An 18,305-nucleotide genomic window follows, 5' to 3' on the forward strand; every position below is an offset into this window, starting at 1 on the left:
CCGAATAATCGGAGAACTCGCGACGTGTGAGTTCCCGATCCCACCTAAGACGAAGCCAAGGATGTTGCTGGAACAAGACGGATCTTGATTGCGACGCTCAGCGTTTGTCTTCGCTGTCCTGGTGACAGTGGTTTCAGCGTTCGGGAGTCGGCGAGTTTGGTTCCGCTGGGCGATTGATCCCAGTGGACCGAGACGACGCATTTATGCGGCCGTTGAAGTTTAAACGCTTCGCTCGTGTCCAGCAGACGGCATCTCCCTCGCTTCGGCGACTCCAGCGACGAATGCAATGATCACAAACGTCAAGGGAATCTCCCATACCCTCTCGCCACACCAATTGCGCGAGGTAGCGGACCGTCTGCGAGACAGTTCGGGGTTGGCGACATTGGCCACGCGATGGGAGTACGACAGCGAAACTTCGCTCTTGGAAGAGACCGCCCGAGTGTTGGGGCTGAGTTGGCTGGAAAGCGACGAATTGGACGTCGATCCGGCGGCCCTCGATGGTTTTCCGCTCAAGTTGATTCACCGTTACGACGTTTTTCCGCTGGAGAAGACCGACCAATGGCTGCGATTGGCCGTCAGCAACCCGTTTGCTTTTGACGCGTTTGACACCGTGGCCACCGCCGTCTCGCGGGAAGTTCGTCCCGTGGTCACCACTCCGGAAACGGTTCGCGAGTTAATCAAGCGAAACTTGGGCGTGGGGGCTGAGACGATCGACGGGCTGATTGCGATGCAAAGGCAGCAGGCCGGCGATGTGCAGATGCTCGAGGACCTCGATCTCGATGGTTCCGAGGACGCTGAAGCAGCCAGTCAGGCCTCGGTTGTGCGGTTGGTCAATGAGATTCTCTCCGAAGCGGTCGAGGCGCGGGCCAGCGATATTCACATCGAAGCTCAAGAGCGGCGGTTGAAATTGCGTTATCGCATCGACGGCGTGTTGCAACTGCAGAGCGTGCCGCCGGAAATGAATCAATTCCAGGCGGCGATCGTCAGCCGTTTGAAGATCATGGCCAAAATGAACATCGCGGAAAAACGGGTACCGCAAGATGGCCGGATCAAATTGCGAGTCGCTGGGCGAGAAGTCGATTTGCGGGTCTCCATCATCCCGATGTTGCATGGCGAAGGGGTCGTCATGCGGGTGTTGGATAAATCGAACCTCAGCTTTTCGCTGCGTGACATCGGCATGCCCGAGGATACCTACGCCCAATTCAAAAAGCTGATCCAGTTGCCGCATGGGATTGTGTTGGTCACCGGGCCGACCGGTTCGGGGAAAACGACGACGCTTTACAGTGCTCTCAATGAAATCAAATCGGAAGATACCAAGATCATTACCACGGAGGATCCGATCGAGTATCAGTTGGAGGGGATTAACCAGATTCAAGTCCAGCACAAAGTGGGGCTGACCTTTGCGGCTTGCCTGCGAGCCATTTTGCGGCACGATCCCGACGTGGTGTTGGTCGGTGAAATTCGTGACTTGGAAACGGCCGAGAATGCGACCCAAGCTTCATTGACAGGTCACATGGTCTTCAGCACCCTGCACACCAATGATGCGGCGGGAGCTTACATGCGATTGTGTGATATGGGGGTCGAGCCGTTCTTGGTTGCCAGCACGGTCGAAGGGGTGATGGCCCAGCGGTTGGTGCGACGTTTATGTGCTGATTGTCGCGAAGCGTATCAGCCTGACCCCAGCGAATTGCCTGAGGATTTCCCGTTGGAGCAACTGCACGGACCACTTTACCGGCCGACAGGTTGTGAGAGTTGCCGCGGGACGGGGTATCGAGGCCGGATGGGTATTTATGAACTGTTGGTGACCAACACCACCATCCGCGACTTGGCCACTCAGCGTGCCCCGGCCAACCAGATCAAAGATGCGGCGATGGCCGCCGGGATGCAGACTTTGCGTGGTGACGGATGGCAAAAAGCGATCAGTGGCATCACCACGGTTGAGGAAGTCTTGCGAGTAACCAAAGCGGATTAAAGTGACATGCCAGATTTCGCTTACGTAGCGAAAACCTCCGCCGGCGAGCGCCGTGTGGGTACGATCGAAGCGCTGAATCGTCAAGCGGCGATGCAGGGTTTGCGTCGTCAGCAGTTATTTCCGTTGTCGGTCAAGGATGCCAAGCCGGCTTCGGCGGGGGCTGCTGGCTTACAGTTTCCGGCGCGGATTAAGAAAGAACAAGTTGCCGACTTGTGCACGCAGTTGGCCGATCTGTTGACCAACGGTGTGCCGATGCTCGAAGCCTTGCACATCTTGGGCGAGGTGACGGTCCATCCCCGGCTGCAAGCGGCCATGAAGCGGGTGCACGACATGGTTGCCGAAGGGGCCACGCTCGACCAAGCGATGGCTCGCGAGCCGGCGATTTTCTCGGAGTTGACTCTGAGCATGGTGCGGGCCGGGCAAGAGGGCGCGTTCTTGGAAGAAGCCTTGCAGCGCACGTCGACGTTCCTCCGCAAGCAAGATGAGATGCGGAGCAAGATCATAGGGGCGTTGACCTATCCGATGATCCTGGGAGTGGTCGGCACGTTGATCACTTCCTTGATGATTGTTTTTTTGGTCCCCAAGTTTCAACCCTTTTTTGATCGTCTGGAAGCGACCGGCAGCGGATTGCCGCTGATCACCGTGATCTTGCTCGGCACGAGTGATGTGTTGATGCAATATGGACTGTTGGTGCCGTTGCCAATTGCCGCGGTTGTGATGGGAGTGCGAAAGTTTATCGCCACCGATCGTGGGCGGTTGCTGTGGGATACTTGGAAATTAAAGATTCCCGTAATGGGAGATATCTTTCATGATGCGGCCGTGTCACGCGCTTGCCGCGTGCTGGGGACATTGCTCCGCAACGGGGTGCCGTTGTTAAAATCGTTACGGATCAGCAGCGAGTCGACGGGCAATCGGTTGTTGCAGGAAGTAATGATCAAGTCAGCCGAGAATGTGACGTCGGGTGATACGTTGGCTAAGCCGCTAGCGAACAGCGGTCTGATCCCACCGCAAGTGATGGCGATGATTCGCATCGCTGAGGAATCGAATACGTTGGACGATGTGTTAGTGAAGATTTCCGATCGCATTGATGGGCAAATCGAACGTCGTCTGGAAGTGATGGTACGAATGATCGAACCTTTGATGCTGGTCGTCATCGGGGGCATGGTGATGTTTGTCATCGTGGGGGTGTTGTTGCCCGTCTTCGATCTCAATTCAAGTGTTGGATAATATTGTTTTAAGTTGGAGATAAAGTAATGAAATCGAAACGTCGTAACCGCAGCGGTTTGACGCTGCTAGAGTTGATGATTGTGTTGATCATCTTGGTCGGTTTGATGGCCATCGTGGGGCCACGGTTATTGGGTTCTCAGCAGAAGGCTGACATCCGCACGGCGGAAGTCCAGATCGGCAGTTTGGCATCGGCGCTGAAGATGTACGTGGTTGACATGAAAGTTTATCCATCCACCGAAGATGGGTTGGAAGCTTTGGTGCGAGCTCCGGAAGATGAGCGTCTGGCCAGGAAATGGGCTGGGCCTTACATCGACGGCAAGTTGCCGTTGGACCCTTGGGGTAATGAGTTTGGCTACGAGTATGGCGCTGCCGAGGACGGTGAGAGCCAAAGTGGTAGTCAGCCTGATTTTCCCCGCATCTTCTCCTTAGGTCCTGACGGCCAAGCGGAGACGGCTGACGACATCGCCAATCGCTCAGCGGATGGCGCGGAGAGTGAAGAGGAAGAAGACCTCGGCGGTGAATCGATATAACGCTAACGGCAAAGTCGTTTAACAGTCAGCCGCAGGCGTACTCAGTACCGATAAACGTCAGGCGGCAAAGTCGTTTAACAGTCAGCCGCAGGCGTACTTAGTATCGATGTCTCGTCAGGTAGTACGCCTGCGGCTGACTGTTAAACGATTGAAGTGCGTTTTTGTTCCCGCTCAGGCCTTTGCCTTGCCGGCTAGCATCGAGAGACAGTATGTTGCTCCGCTTGAAATCGCTTCCCCGCCGACCCGCATTTTCGTTATTGGAAATGATGATCGTGCTAGCGATTTTGGCAGGCATGATGGCGCTCGCTTGGCCGAGCCTGCGGCGGCCGATGGAAGAGAGTGCTGTGCAGCAAGCGGCTGCGGAGTTACGGGAGCAGATTGCCGAATGTCGGTATCAGGCAGCGGTTCACGGTCAGTTGGTGTTAATCCGTTTTGAAGCGGAGACGTCAAGTTTCGAGTGGGGGCCATGGCAAGCGTTGATGGCCAATGAGTTGGAGGTTGCAAATAGTAGAGCGCTTGTCTCCAATCGCTTGGCATATTGTAGAGCGATTGTCCCCAATCGCTTGGCATATTGTAGACCGATTGTCCCCAATCGCTTGGCATATTGTAGAGCGATTGTCCCCAATCGCTTGGCATATTGTAGACCGATTGTCCCCAATCGCTTGGCATATTGTAGAGCGATTGTCCCCAATCGCTTGGAGTTTTATGCAAACAGCTGGGGACAGCTGTTTTACAAAGCAAACAGCTGGGGACAGCAGTTCTACATTGCCAAGCTCTCTGAGAGTGAACCGGCGACTTGGTCGTTGCCCGCAGGCATGATCTTTGAGCGGGTTAGTTTGGGAGCTGCTGCGGCCGGAGTACCCGCAGACGCCGGGGAAACGCGTTGGTATTTGCCGTTGTTGCCTGACGGGCAAACGCGTGATGCGGCCATCGTGTTACGCGATCAAACGACCGGGCAACGAGCTCTGGTGCGAGTCGATGCGGTCACTGGGATGATGCAAACCGAGCGGTTGCCGGCGGCAGTTGCGGATAGCGAACTGCCATGATTTGCGCAGCACCGCAGCGACCAGACTCCAACTTTTCGCGCAGTCGGTTTCAGCGCGGTGGGTTTTCGTTGCTGGAAGTGATCTTGGCCACCGCTGTCTTGGCTGGCAGCGGAGCCGCCTTGTTCGCTTTAATCGGCCAAGCCAGCAAGTTGGCAGTCCGTGCTGAGCAACGCAGCGAAGCTTTGCAGATTGCCGAGTCGGTGTTGGATGAATTCATCGCGATGGGTGGCCGGCAGCAAAGCGAAATGAATGGTGTCTATGAGGCAAATCCGGCTTGGGCTTATCGGTTGCAAGTGGACTCGCCATTAGCAAATGGTGTGGGAGCTGCCAATAACATCAGCAGTCAAACCGACGGCGGTGGCTCTAGCGGGAACGCGAACAACGGGGCGGCAATAAGCGGCGAGTCACCAACGGCCGATTCGCCAACAGATACATCAATAAGTGGTAGGCCCACGCGGTTGGTGCGGATCGCCGTCTTGGTCTTTCCGGCTGGAGCGGGTGATGGTGCCGCGTCTGGGCAGTTGGGGGTCGACGCCAACGAGCAACGTGGGGCGGTGCAGTTGGTTGGGTGGGCGCGGTTGCCTGCCGGCGGTGCGGGAAGTGGGCCATGAGTCAGCGAGTATTGTCGCAATCGGCTGCTGCGTGGCAAACTCGACTGTGCAAGAAAGCACATTTGGGGCGGAAAACGCAAAATCGCGGATTTTCGGTGCTGGAGTTAATCATTGCTCTGGCCTTGTTGGCCACCTTGATGGTTGTCGCTTGGTCGATTTTGGCCTCCTATCGCGTTGCCGAGCAACGTGGTTGGCAGCAAACTTATCGGTTGCGAGTGATGAGTGTGGCGAGAGGGTGGCTGGTGCAAGACGCGGCTTGCAGCATGAAAGCGGACAGTTGGGAACGAGGGAATGCGTCGGTTGCGAGTCAGCAAACTTCATTTCCTGGCAATCAGCAGGTTGTATTTCGCGGCACATCGCGGGAGATCGTCTGGCAGCAAATTCCGGTGGTCGATCCCCTGCCCTGGTTGGACGAAGTGACGGCGAGTTGGCAACCTTTGCGTTCGCCCGGTGCGAGTTCTGGAACGGGTGCGAGTTCTGGAACCGGTGCGAGTTCTGGAACTGGTGGATTCAGTGATCGCGAATTGGAATTGGGGCCTGCGGGACTTGGTCCGCGGCGGCAAACGGTTCGCCTTGATCCGTTGGAGCTTGGCACGGTTACTTATCGCTTACTGCCCGACGGAGTTACCAACGACGACGAGCCCGTGTATCGTTTGCAGCGGGAGTTGAGAGCCGCTGCGACTTGGGCCGAGCGGAGCGAGGGTGAAAGTGAGACATCGTCGGCGGATCAATTACTGACGGTGGATGATCTTTATCGAACGGAGCAACCAGCGGCGGAGCTGACTGGCGGGCCGTTGATGTCCAGCGCGATCCGTCATCTGGTCTCTCCACGCTTTCGTTATTGTGATGGCGAGAATTGGCTTGACCAGTGGGATAGTCAACTGCGAATGAGCTTGCCCACGGCGATCGAGTTGAGTTTTGATTTTCCGCCCGCCTCGAGTCCTTACCAGGTCACTCGGCAACCGCCCGCAGAGCCAGGGGATTTGCCGGCGGGCGGGCTGGGCAATGAGTTGGGCGATGAGCTGGGCAATGAGCTGAACAATGTGCAGCCAGCGTTACGGGCTTTGCCAGATGAAGCGGAAGCAACGCCCAGCGGGCTGGAGGGTGGCGGTGAGATTCCGCTCCGCGATGTGCGGATCGTGGTGCGAATTCCCGGTCAGACCGGCATGAGGAGCGGGCGATGAAGCTTAGCCGTTCTCCTGCTGACCGCCGGGCAATGGCTTTGTTGGCCGTGATGGTGGTGATCATCTTAGTTGCTCTGGCCGCTTATAGTTTTAATCAACGGATGGCCGATTCGTATCGACTCAGCCAGTTACAACTGGAACGGACGCAAGCTCGACTGGCTGCGCAAAGTGGCATCGAGCGATTGCTTTGGGAATTGGAATTGCCAGCCGATCAACGCCAGATACAGGCCGATATGCAAGGCAGCGGTCAGGTTAGCAGGCAGGCGGTTGATGGGGCGTCAAACTTTGCTGGGGTGTCGCTTGGTGGTGATTCGCTGGGTGGTGATTCGCTGGGTGGTGATTCGCTGGGTGGTGATTCGCTGGGTGATGACAGAGCGAGCGATGAGGGTTGGCGTTACAGCGTCGTGACTTCGCAAGCCGAAGATCGCAGTATTGAGGCGGGGGTGGTGGCTGACGAGCGGGCTGGTTGGCGGTTTGGCGTGACCAATGAGTCGGCCAAAATCAACATTCAGACGCTCAGTTTATGGGATCGTCAAATGCCGGGGCACGCGCGCCAATCCCTGCTGCGATTGCCCGGTGCCGAGGCGACGGTGGTGGAGCGATTTTTAGAGGTATACAAAATTGGTCGCGCGGGCGGTGGACAGGCACTCGACCGCATCGCTCAGATCAAGCAAGACTTGGAGCGAGCGGGTGGCAGTCAGGGGATGGATGCTGACGACTTGGCGCGTCGTTGGGCGCTGCGATGGACCGGTGGTGACTGGAATCATGACTACCGATTGGACTTGCTGGAGGGGGCAATCCTGGCGCGGGCCAGCTCCGCGAGCAGCGGTTCGGCAGCTGGCAGTAGTTCGGCAGCGAACAACAGTGGTGCCGGACCGACGGTCATGGCCGGACCGCTCGCTTGGCGGGACTATTTGACCTTTTACAGCGGCCAGCGAAATCAGACTCGCGACGGACGTCCGCGGATTTTTCTGAACGATCCCGACCTGGCCCGTTTGCAGCGAAGCTTATTGGAGATTTGGCCCAGCGATTGGGCGAACTTTGTCATTGCCGCCCGGCAGTACGGAGTGGCCGCCGGTAACTTTAGCAGCGGTGTTTCTAGCAGCGGGGCGGCCAGCACGTCGCCGGAGGCCGTTTGGGTCCCCGATTTGACGCAGCCAGCTACTTATCTGATTCAAAGTCCGCTGGAATTAATCGATGGTCGCGTTTCAGTACCGACGGCTGAGGGGCAGAAAACTTTGCTCCGCAGTCCGTTATCTTCTGACCTCGAAGCGATGCGTGATTATCTTGGTGATTTAGTTGACCAAGTCACGATCGATCCGAACCGCGTGGTTGCCGGTCAGATTGATGTGATGACGGCAGCCCCCGCCGTTTTAATGGCTGTGCCCGGTATGGATTCGCAGTTGGTTGATGGGATCATCAGTCAGCGGCGATCGGCTGGAGCGGTCGAAAGTGATCGCAGCACCGTCGCTTGGTTGGTGCTGGAACAAGTGATTGATTTGCCCACCTTTACCAAGTTGCTCCCCTGGATCACCGTGGGAGGCGATTGTTACAGCGGACAAGTGATTGGCTTTCGCGATCAAGTCAGCCCATTGTATCGTTGTACGGTTATATTAGATGGTCGCCTGCAACCAGCCGTGGTGAGAAATTATCAGCCCTGGCACGCGTGGGGACGCGGGTTCCCCGTGGAGTCGTTGCTGAGCACCAGGGAAATGTAGCTGCGAGTTTGTTTGTGAGAACCTATCCGAAAACCATTAGCCGCTTTGGCGCTAGCCGCGGTTCCGTTTGGCTTTCGAATAGGTTCTTGGCCTTACACTGTTTTGGGAGTCGAAACGCTGAACCTCAGTAAGTCGATATCGTTGTCGAACATGGCATCCCGATTGTCGCTGCGCGGTGGGCGCGGCAAGAAGAGTGGCCGCGGGGGTGGCAGCCGTAAGTCGTTTCTCGTGGCGACTTGGGACCAGTCCAATCTGTATTACTTATTGGTCACCAATCGTCGTCAACAGTTGACGGCGGTTGACTGGGGCGAGTTGACTAGCGGCGACGTGCAGCCACCCATCAAACAGTTGGTTGAGCATGTGCAAGCTGCCGGCCATGCGGTCAACCAACTCGCTTTGCTGATGCCGCGGACCCAACTGGAGATGATCACGGTTGCCGTGCCGGCTGCCGACGATGATGAATTGACCGCTTTGGTGCAAGCCGAAGTGGAAGGGCAAGTCGGCGATGGTGAACAGACTTTGGTAACCGATTATTGTCGCTTGGGCAAACTCCCCGCGGCGACCTCGTTGGGCTCTGAGGAGCCGTCGGAGCTGGCTGTTTCGGCTGTTGCTTTTACCACGGATGCCAGTAACGTCGAAGCCTGGCGAAAGTTAGTGGTGGCGAGTCAGTGGCAGTTGATTGGGATCACCTCGCGACAGTTGGCTCCGCTGGAAAGTCTGCGCCGTCAGCAGGTCTTTCGCGGCCGCGCGTCGATCTTGATCGTGGTCTATGCGGGCGAGGTTGAGCTTTCCTTTTTCCGCGGTGAGCAGCTGACTTTCCTCCGCACGTTTCGCACCAGCAGCGGTTCCACCAACTCGTTGGCCGAACAGATTCAATTGGAAGTTCAGCGCAGCCTTTCGACCATGGACTTTGCTCAGGATAGTGAACCGCCCGAGTTATTATTGTTGAGCCGCGAAGGGCATTCGCAAGTATCGAATCGTAGTGCGGTGGCGGATGCAGATGATGACCCGCAGGCGTTGGATGATGATGATTGGCGGGACTTGTATCAGGCGCTCGATGCGCGTCGCGTGCGGTTGGAGATTCCGCTGGAGCCCGGTATCGAGATGGCGGGCAAGGCTGCGGGCGGACCCGATCCGGCGCTGGTCGGTGCCGCGTTGGATTTGGCAGAACATCAATTGACGGTTGATTTGCTGAATCCAAAACAACCAGCCAAACCGCCCAACGTGGTGTTGCGTTGGAGTCTCATCGGCGGGCTGGCGGTGGCCGCTTTGATCACCGTGGCTTTCTTGATGTGGGCTGACGTCCGCGCCTTGCAAACCCAATTGGCGGAGGGGCAGGAGGAGTTAAAGTCTGCCAAGGAAGTGGCCAACAAGTTGCAAGAGAAAGCGGATGAAACTCGTTATGTGCAAAACTGGTTGGGAGATCAAGTTGATTGGTTGGCGAAACTCAAGCGACTCTCCGATCAGTTCCCCAGCGGACAAGGTGCTAACGTGCGGAGGTTGACCGCCGCGGCCACTGGGGAAGCGGGGGTGTTCGATATTTCGCTGCAAGTTAGCGATCCCAGCCGCGTGGCTGAATTGGAAAATCGGCTTCGCGAAGCGGGCTTTTCAGTCACTAGTCAACAGATCAGTGAGCAAGGTGGTAACGCCGAGTATCCTTGGCAATTGGAAGCCAGGATCGGATTTCCTTTGACCCCGCTCGATGAACGCGAGGAGGCTTTTGTTGCCGCGGCCAGTCCGTTAGTCAGCTCGGATGCCGGTGCGGAAGCCAGTTCGGAAGCAGAAACGTCCCCTGCAGAAACCCCGGCTGCTGAGACTCCAGCAGGCACCGCGGAGGATGACGGAAATCTTTCACCTGCTGACGGAGAGCTTCCATTAGATGCAGGGAATCTACCAGCGGGAGATGAGCCTGGGGAAGTGCCAGAAGCGGAGAGTCGGGCGGTTGAGGATGCTGGCGAGTTGGAGGGGCGATCATGAATCAGCGAACGATGTTGTTGGCCGCGGGAGCTGGGGCGGTCTTCTTGTTGTTTTTGTTGGACAAAGGGTACCGCGATTACATCGAGGTGCCGACGCAGCGAATCGAAGGGCAATTGGATGCGTTGGCGGGCGAGTTGGATGAAGCGAATCGGGCTCAAGTGATGGGGCGGCGGTTGGCCAAGCAATTGGACGAATACGCAACCCGAGCGTTGCCTTACGAGCCGGCGCTAGCTCGTTCGCGGTATCGGGAATGGTTGTTGCAATTGATGGAGCAGCATCAAATGACTTCGGCGGCGATTGATGCGGAGTCGCCACGTGTGATCGAGGTGCGGGGCCGCGTCAACCGGCGTCAGCGCCGCAAGGTGGGGCACAGCATCACTTACACGTTACGAGCTCGTACGACGTTAGCTCGGCTGACCGATTTTCTGCATGATTTTAACCATTCGGCGCAATTGCATAAGATTCGTCGGTTTGGTTTGACTCCCTTGGTCGACGGCAATCAGCTCGATTTAAATTTAGTGGTTGAAACGATGACTTTGGAAGCAACGGAACGAAGCGAAGAGTTATCGGCTATAGTGCGCGATGATACGACTTATGTGGCTCGTGCTGAATATGATGATTTTGTCGAACGTAACTTATTTGCTCGAGGGTTTTCTAAGTCGTTGGGGCAGATACGTTTGAACGCGATCACGACGAACCGCGAGGGACTTCCGGAGGCGTGGTTTGCGGTCGGTTCGCCGCCACAGACACAGCGGATCAGTGCAGGCGATTCACTGCAGCTGCCGTTGCATCGAGTGACATTGGTATCGTTTGCGGAGCGGCGCGTAGCGTTAACCGTGAATGGATTAGAATGTTCGATTGAGTTGGGCCAGACATTGGCCGATGTATTCGATCAGGGGGATGCTGCGAGCGGAGAAGTTTCCGAGGAAGCGGAGCAGTCGCCCAGCGATCGGCCTTCCGTGGAGACCGAGCCAGCCCCGGCGGGTGCCGCAGTCGCTGCCACTGGATCAGGAGTTGAGTAATGCTGAGCAAGAATGTTTGTCGAGCGATGAAGGTGTGCCTGTTGGTCTGCGGCGTATGCGGCTGTGCGTCGGAGGCGAGTGCTCAGCTGTTTGGTGAACGCACGTTAGGGGGCCCGATTCAAGGGCGTCGCAATGCCAGGGCGGCGGCGGCTCCCGCAGCCGATGCGGGTACGTTGCAAGGTAACGAACGATTTCTGCGCGACAATCGTTCTCGCAATGCGTTTGTGGGTTCCGATCGGCGTTCTTTGCAAGGTTTTGTTGGTAGTGGGCAAGCGATTGGTGTGGGGCGCGTGCAGGCGGCAACTGAAACATTGACACCGCCCCCCGATCCTAGCCGGCGTTTGAATCGGCCTTATCCGAAGCTGGCCGCCGATCAGATGTACTTTCCGCGTTTCGTCTTCGATGCGGGGGAGGTGGCCGCGGAGAATCGCTCTGGCGTGATGTTTGCTAAACAGGCGACTCAAATTAGCGAGCGGTTGACGAAGATTTCTGGTCAGCCCGTGGCGGTCCTGTTTGCTGATGGACGAGCCGTCTTGAGAGGTCGAGTGGCGAGTGAGGCGATGGCGGAAAAGCTAGCGATTATCGCCTCGTTTGAACCGTCCGTTGACGCGATCGAAAATCAATTGATCGTCGCCCCGCAGTAGATGTTTGTCGCCGGGCTCCCGCCCTGCTTTTCTCGTTCCCAGGCTCCCGCCTGGTAACGCACTGCTTGGGAGGTTCCTGCCTCCGGGTTCTTGCCTCCGGGTTTTTCGCTCTGAGTGATTTCGTGGTTCCACCACGACAGGCGTGAGCCTGCTTTGCATCTCGTTCCCAGGCAGGAGCCTGGGAACGAGGGAATGAGCTTGGGAGGGGCATGTGGCTGACTAAGGTGACCTGGCAATGTATGCTGTGCTTGCTGACCGAAGATTGTTCACACCTGGGAATTAATTGACTGATGAAATTGCCACCGAGAATCTACAACTCTGTTTGCTTGCTGCTGGGCTTGATGGTGGGGGGCGCGGTAACGGCGGCCGAGCCGTTGACCCGAGCGGAAAAAATTCGCACCAATTATGCTAAGTTCGAGACGATGATCCCGATGCGGGATGGGGTCGAGCTTTTTACGTCGATCTACGTCCCTTACACGCTCGACGTGAACGCCAAGTTCCCAATTTTGATGGTGCGAACTCCGTATAGCTCAGGGCCTTATGGTGCAAATGTGTACCGGGGTGCCTTGGGGCCATCGGAAGCGTTCGAGGATGAGCGGTTTATTTTCGTCTACCAAGATGTGCGAGGGCGATACATGTCGGAGGGTGAGTTCGTCAATATGCGTCCTCACATTGCTGATAAGACCGGCAAGCAGATTGATGAGAGTTCTGATACCTATGATACGGTGGAATGGCTGATCCAGAACGTGCCTCGCAACAATGGTCGCGTGGGGCAATGGGGTATCTCCTATCCTGGTTTCTATACGGCGGCCGGTTGCATTGACTCGCACCCGGCGTTGAAAGCTGTGTCCCCGCAGGCGCCGATCGCCGATTGGTTCTTCGATGACTTTCATCGCAACGGCGCGTTTGTGTTGCCGATGGCTTTTTCTTTCTTTAGTTCCTTCGGTGTCGATCGCCCGCAGCCGACAGCGCTTTCGAATCCTGGCTTTCCCTTTCCCACCAAAGATGGATACCAGTTTTATTTGGACCTGGGACCGCTGGCAAACGTCAATGAGAAATACTTTCATGGTGAGATCGATTTTTGGAACGCGCTGGCGGAGCATCCCAACTATGATCAATTTTGGCAATCGCGAAACTTGCTGCCCCATTTGAAAAATGTGCACGCCGCGGTCTTGGTTGTGGGAGGTTTGTTTGACACGGAGGATTTGTATGGTCCGCTGAGTATTTATCAAAGTATCGAGCGCAACAATCCAAACACGCAAAACAGCTTGGTGATGGGCCCTTGGTACCACGGTGGTTGGAATCGCACGCCGGGACGCGAGTTGGGGGACGCTGATTTTGATTTCAGCACCGCGGAAATCTATCGTAACCAGATCGAGTTGCCTTTCTTTGTAGAGACCCTCAAAGGTGACGGTCCGCCCCAGTTGCCCGAAGCGACGATTTTTGAGACGGGCGCCAATCGTTGGCGAATGTATGAGGCTTGGCCACCCCGGCAAGCCCAATCTGCACAGTTAGCATTCGCCGCGGCAGGTAGATTGGCTAATACGGTGCCCGACCAGCCTGAGGCGGAACCCGCCCCTAGCGACTCAAAGGTGCCAGCGCCCACGGTGGACATGACTCCCTGGCTGAGTGACCCTAGCAAGCCGGTGCCATATACCGAAGAAATTACCACCCGGTGGGCCAGGGATTATATGACCGAGGACCAGCGTTTCGCGGCGCGTCGTCCTGATGTGTTGGTATTTCGCGGGGAAGTTTTAGCGGAAGATTTGACCTTGGCTGGTCCGCTCGAAGCCGATTTATACTTCAGTACCAGCGGTGCCGATGCTGATTTGATCGTCAAGTTGATCGATGAGTATCCCGGGCAAGCTCCCACGCGAGCCGATCACCAAGCGTTTGATAACGATTATCCCAGCGGACGGCAGCAGTTGGTGCGGGCCGGAGTGATGCGGGCTCGTTTTCGAGATAGCTTTGAGAACCCTTCGCCGTTGACTCCTGGCAGCGTGACCAAGGTGCAAGTGCCACTGCGGGATGTGCATCATACTTTTCGCAAGGGGCACCGCGTGATGGTGCAGATTCAAAGCAGTTGGTTTCCTTTCATTGATCGGAATCCACAAACTTGGGTGCCGAACATTTTTGCCGCTGAGGAGGCTGACTTTCAGCCGCAGATCCATCGGTTGTTCCACAGCCAGCGGTATCCCAGCCAACTGCGTTTCTTGCAACTGCCGGCTGCTTTTGAGGCTAAGTAGTGGCAGCGTTCTTGCTTTCCTCGTTCCCAGGCTCCCGCCTGGGAACGCACTGCTTGGAGGCTCCCGCCTCCGGTTCTTGCTTCGGGTTTTTCGCTCTGAGTGGTTTCGTGGCTCCACCACGACAGGCGGGAGCCTGTTTTGCATCTCGTTCCCAGGCAGGAGCCTGGGAACGAGGGCTGGAGCCTGGGAACGAGGGCTGGAGCCTGGGAACGAGGGAATGAGAGTTCAGTGCGGCCAAGTGAGTCACTGATGGTTGTCAGAGCGGTAGCTTAGGTTATTGTGGATGTCCGTGCTCTGGCACTTGGGTTCGTTTGCTTTTTCTTGAGGGATCAACATGCTGCGGTTTTTTGTCTTGACGGGGTTGCTCGCTGGCAGCTTTGTCTGCGGTGGCAGAGCGGAGGCAGATGAGCCTCAGCGAACTGCTTTTGTGGGTGGCCGCTTAATACCAGTCGACGGGCCGGAGATTCCCGATGGCGTGTTGCTGATTCAAGGTGATAAGATCGAGGAAGTTGGCAGCCGGGGGGAAGTTTCGATACCGCCCGGGACGCGACTAGTCGACGTCAGTGGTCAAACCATTATGCCAGGCTTGGTTTGCACGCACAGCCACATTGGCGGCGTGGGAGCGGCTGATCGCAGCGGGCCTATTCAGCCTGGCGTTCGCGTGATGGACTCGGTCAACGTGCGTGATCCGGGTTTCAAGCGAGCACTCGCCGGCGGACTGACTTCGCTGAACATCATGCCCGGCTCGGGGCATTTGATGAGCGGGCAAACGATTTACGTCAAGCTGCGATGGGGCGCTGGTATGCCTAAGACGATTGAAGATATCGCTTATACCGATGCCCAAGGCGACATCATGGGTGGGCTGAAAATGGCCAACGGCACGAATTCAATTGGCGATGCGCCCTTTCCGGGGACCCGCGGCAAGAGTGCTTACCTCGTGCGTGAGAAATACCTCAAAGCGCAAGAGTATCGTGATAAGATTCGCCGAGCGGGTGATGACGCCAGCGCGTTGCCGCCGCGTGATCTGGACTTGGAAACGCTGGTTGAAGTTTTGGAAGGCAAACGCATTATCCATCATCACACGCACCGGGCTGATGATATTATGACCGTGCTTCGACTGAAGTCGGAGTTCGGCTTTCGCGTGGTGTTGCACCACGTCAGTGAAGCTTGGAAGATTCCCAGTGAGATCGCTGCGGCCGATGTCCCCTGCTCTGTGATCCTGGTCGATTCGCCGGGGGGCAAATTGGAAGCGCGGCATTTGCTGTTTAAGACGGGCCGCGTGTTGGAGGAAGCCAACGTGCAAGTTGCTTTTCACACGGATGACTGGATCACCGATTCGCGAGTCTTTTTTCGCATGGCCGCTCTGGGTATTCGAGCTGGTATGAGTCGCGAGAAGGCGCTCGAAGCGCTGACGATCGTGGGGGCCAAAATGATCGACTTGGACGACTCGATTGGCACGCTAACGCCCGGCAAAGATGCTGACTTTGTCATCCTTTCGGGAGACCCTTTTAGCGTCTACACGAAAGTCCTCGAGACTTGGGTGGAAGGCACGCGGGCGTTTGATCGCAGCGATCCGCGAGACGAGTTGTTTGCCGAGGGTGGTTTCGGCGCGGGGTCAGAAACCGAACCATACATGTGCTGCATCTCGCAGGGGGTGAGCCAATGAGCCCTATTAGAAAAATGAGCCTTTTAAAGCTGCAGTTACCAAGAGTCAGCGTGCTGTGCTGCGGGTTGAGCGTGTTATGCCGAGGTTTAATGGTGTGCGCGTTGCTTGTGTCTCCTTGCCAAGCAGCGGAGGCGAATGATTTGGTCGTGCGGGGCGAGCGGATCCACACGATGGAAGGCAAACTGATCGAGCAGGGAGTGATCGTGATTCGCGGCGGCAAGATTCGCCAGATTGGGACCGCCGATTCGATTACCATCCCGGCTGACCTACCAGTATTGGAAGCTAATGTTGTCACGCCCGGTTTGATCGATGCGCACTCGGTCGTCGGACTGGCTGGGATTTTGAATCAAGATGAGGACCAAGATCAACTGGAAGGCTCGTCTCCCATTCAGCCGCAGTTGCGAGCCATCGATGCTTACAACCCGTTTGATCCGTTGATCGAATGGATTCGAGAGTTTGGAGTCACCACGGTCCACACCGGGCACGCGCCCGGCGCGTTGATCAGCGGCCAAACGATGATCGTTAAGACGGTCGGTAATTCGGTCGAGGAAGCGGTGATCAATCCGGCCTTTGGTGTCGTTTGTACGCTGGGCGAAAGTGGCCTGGCAAGTGGAGGAAAAAGCCCTGGGACTCGCGGCAAGATGATGGCCATGTTGCGCCAAAAGTTGATCGAAGCCCAGCATTATCAAGCGGAACTCGACGCGCAACAAACGTCAGCGGAGAAACCTGAGGATGACTCGCCAACTGCGGGTGGTTCTGCGAGTGGACCGGCACGCAACTTGGAGTTGGAAGCGTTGGCTCAGTGTTTACAAGGCGAGTTAAAGTTAATAATCCATGCCAACCGGTCGGTCGATATTCGCAACGCACTGCGTTTAGCGGAAGAGTTCCAACTGCAGATCGTGCTGGACAGTGCCGCCGAGGGTTATCTGTTAACTGACGCGTTGTTGGCGGCTGAGGTTCCGGTGTTGGTGCATCCGACCATGTCGCGAGCGACCGGGGATCGCGAAAATTTGACGTTTCGCAACGCGGCGTTGCTGGCCGACGCCGGCGTGCCGGTGGCACTGCAAAGTGGTTACGAGGCCTACGTGCCGAAGGTCCGCGTTGTCTTGTTTGAAGCGGGAGTGGCCGCCTCCCATGGGTTTGGGTTCGAGCGTGCGTTGGCAAGCATCACAATCGACGCCGCCAAAATGTTGGGAATTGACGGGCGCGTGGGGTCCTTGGCGGTCGGTAAAGATGCTGATCTAGCCCTTTATGATGGTGATCCGTTTGAGTACACCACGCATTGCGTCGGCGTGGTCATCGATGGGGTGGTCGTTAGCCAGCAGAATCGCTGATCGCCGGCCACAGCCGCTGGCCTGTTTCGGTGAGTAGTTCGACGGCCGGGTGACGCAGTTGTCGCTCGGCCGTGACGGCAAAGAAGGCTTCGCGAATTTCCTCGCTCTGTCCCACGCAGTGAACGGAATATTGCTGAGAGACTTGTTCGGCGATCACCGAGGGAGCTGGAAAGATGCCGGCACCCGCTTCGCCGAAGACCTTCATCAGTGCCGTGTCGGAGAATTCGTGAGCGATTTTGGGAGAAATTTCCAACCGTTCGAAATAGCCGTCAAGTTGGCGACGGAGCGCCGATTTGGGGCCTGGCAGCAGCAGCGTGGCCGAGCCCAGTAGTTGTTCCAGCTCGGGAGCTGCGGAGGGCTGAGCATAGCCCAACCCCTCGAGCACCGTGCCGGCGGCAAAAAAACTGGTGCCCGATTCGACCAGCTGGTGATTGAACACGCGTTTGCCGCTGCTAGGGTGGCCAGCCGTATCGGAGAGCACCACGTCGAGCTGGTGGGAAACCAGTTGGTCGAGCAGGTCGACCGCCAAACCTTCACTGCACTGCAAGCGGACCGCCGGTTGCATGTCAAACAAAGGAGTCAGCAGTCGTTGGACAATTAGTTTCGGCACGGCATCGACAACTCCGACGCGCAGCATCAGTGAACCCTCTGGTAAACGACCGCTGAGCGCTTCGGCCATTTCGCTACCGAGGCCGAAAATTTGCTCGGCGTATTGCAGCACCAGCCGGCCGGCATCGGTTAGTTCCAGGCGTCGGCCACGGGGAATGAGCAATTCGTGCCCGCAGCTTTTCTCCAGTTTGCGAATTTGCGAGCTAACAGTGGGGCTAGTTAAATGGAGCTGCCGGGCTGCCTCACCGACAGTGCCCGACTTGGCCACCATCCAAAAATAGAGCAGGTGCTGGTAGTTCAGCCAATCGAGGGGGCGGTTCATCGATAGTGGACCAAATTTGAGTCGGTTTTATCCCGCAGGAAGGTGGTTTTAGCAGGTGATCAGGCAATTGTTAGATAAAACCTTACGTTAAGCAAGAAAAATTAGGTTTAGTCAACCGGTTGGTGCAACCTATAATTGTCATAACGGCGAGAACCAGGGTGGAGTTTGGCGGTTGCCTAAGCTGATAGAGTTATATG

General features: G+C 56.7%; 14 protein-coding genes. 13 read left to right on the forward strand and 1 reads right to left on the reverse strand.

The window, feature by feature from the left end; genetic code table 11:
* The first annotated feature begins 286 nt into the window (after window positions 1-286).
* The 13 genes from gspE (at window position 287) to SH139x_RS07910 (ending at window position 17,177) form a co-directional block, all read left to right on the forward strand.
* Window positions 287-1,972, forward strand: a complete 1,686-nt coding sequence (gene gspE / locus SH139x_RS07850; RefSeq protein WP_488354721.1) for a type II secretion system ATPase GspE — start codon at window positions 287-289, stop codon at window positions 1,970-1,972.
* A 6-nt stretch (window positions 1,973-1,978) separates the two neighbouring features.
* Window positions 1,979-3,199, forward strand: a complete 1,221-nt coding sequence (locus SH139x_RS07855) for a type II secretion system F family protein (RefSeq protein WP_488354722.1) — start codon at window positions 1,979-1,981, stop codon at window positions 3,197-3,199.
* Between the two features lie 26 nt (window positions 3,200-3,225).
* Window positions 3,226-3,729, forward strand: a complete 504-nt coding sequence (gene gspG / locus SH139x_RS07860; RefSeq protein ID WP_488354723.1) for a type II secretion system major pseudopilin GspG — start codon at window positions 3,226-3,228, stop codon at window positions 3,727-3,729.
* Between the two features lie 209 nt (window positions 3,730-3,938).
* Window positions 3,939-4,775, forward strand: coding sequence for a pilus assembly FimT family protein (locus tag SH139x_RS07865; protein ID WP_488354724.1), 837 nt, complete (start codon window positions 3,939-3,941; stop codon window positions 4,773-4,775).
* Entirely contained in the window at window positions 4,772-5,386 is a 615-nt protein-coding gene (locus tag SH139x_RS07870) for a type IV pilus modification PilV family protein (protein ID WP_488354725.1), read from the forward strand. The genes SH139x_RS07865 and SH139x_RS07870 overlap by 4 nt, the downstream gene beginning before the upstream one ends.
* The gene (locus SH139x_RS07875) at window positions 5,383-6,570 is read left to right on the forward strand and encodes a prepilin-type N-terminal cleavage/methylation domain-containing protein (RefSeq protein ID WP_488354726.1); all 1,188 of its coding nucleotides are present in this window, start codon (window positions 5,383-5,385) and stop codon (window positions 6,568-6,570) included. Before SH139x_RS07870 ends, SH139x_RS07875 begins: the two co-directional genes overlap by 4 nt.
* Window positions 6,567-8,288: a hypothetical protein gene (locus tag SH139x_RS07880; RefSeq protein ID WP_488354727.1), complete on the forward strand. Its 1,722-nt coding sequence runs from the start codon at window positions 6,567-6,569 to the stop codon at window positions 8,286-8,288. Before SH139x_RS07875 ends, SH139x_RS07880 begins: the two co-directional genes overlap by 4 nt.
* A 150-nt stretch (window positions 8,289-8,438) precedes the next feature.
* On the forward strand, window positions 8,439-10,265 hold the full coding sequence (locus SH139x_RS07885; protein WP_488354728.1) for a type IV pilus biogenesis protein PilM: 1,827 nt from the start codon (window positions 8,439-8,441) through the stop codon (window positions 10,263-10,265).
* Window positions 10,262-11,287 (forward strand): hypothetical protein, encoded by a 1,026-nt coding sequence (locus SH139x_RS07890; RefSeq protein WP_488354729.1) that lies wholly within the window; start codon window positions 10,262-10,264, stop codon window positions 11,285-11,287. The genes SH139x_RS07885 and SH139x_RS07890 overlap by 4 nt, the downstream gene beginning before the upstream one ends.
* A complete protein-coding gene (locus SH139x_RS07895; protein WP_488354730.1) occupies window positions 11,287-11,931 on the forward strand; it encodes a BON domain-containing protein in 645 nt (214 codons plus the stop codon). The genes SH139x_RS07890 and SH139x_RS07895 overlap by 1 nt, the downstream gene beginning before the upstream one ends.
* A 290-nt stretch (window positions 11,932-12,221) precedes the next feature.
* Entirely contained in the window at window positions 12,222-14,177 is a 1,956-nt protein-coding gene (locus SH139x_RS07900; RefSeq protein ID WP_488354731.1) for a CocE/NonD family hydrolase, read from the forward strand.
* A 334-nt stretch (window positions 14,178-14,511) separates the two neighbouring features.
* Window positions 14,512-15,843, forward strand: coding sequence for an amidohydrolase family protein (locus SH139x_RS07905; RefSeq protein ID WP_488354732.1), 1,332 nt, complete (start codon window positions 14,512-14,514; stop codon window positions 15,841-15,843).
* 14 nt (window positions 15,844-15,857) lie between these two features.
* Window positions 15,858-17,177: an amidohydrolase family protein gene (locus SH139x_RS07910; RefSeq protein ID WP_488354733.1), complete on the forward strand. Its 1,320-nt coding sequence runs from the start codon at window positions 15,858-15,860 to the stop codon at window positions 17,175-17,177.
* On the opposite strand, the gene SH139x_RS07915 is transcribed toward SH139x_RS07910, so the two are convergent.
* Window positions 17,158-18,108, reverse strand: coding sequence for a LysR family transcriptional regulator (locus SH139x_RS07915; protein WP_488354734.1), 951 nt, complete (start codon window positions 18,106-18,108; stop codon window positions 17,158-17,160). The genes SH139x_RS07910 and SH139x_RS07915 overlap by 20 nt on opposite strands.
* Window positions 18,109-18,305: the final 197 nt, after the last annotated feature.

The sequence above is a fragment of the Kothea flammea genome (assembly GCF_052161645.1).
Classification (GTDB): Bacteria; Planctomycetota; Planctomycetia; order Pirellulales; family Pirellulaceae; genus Laterigemmans.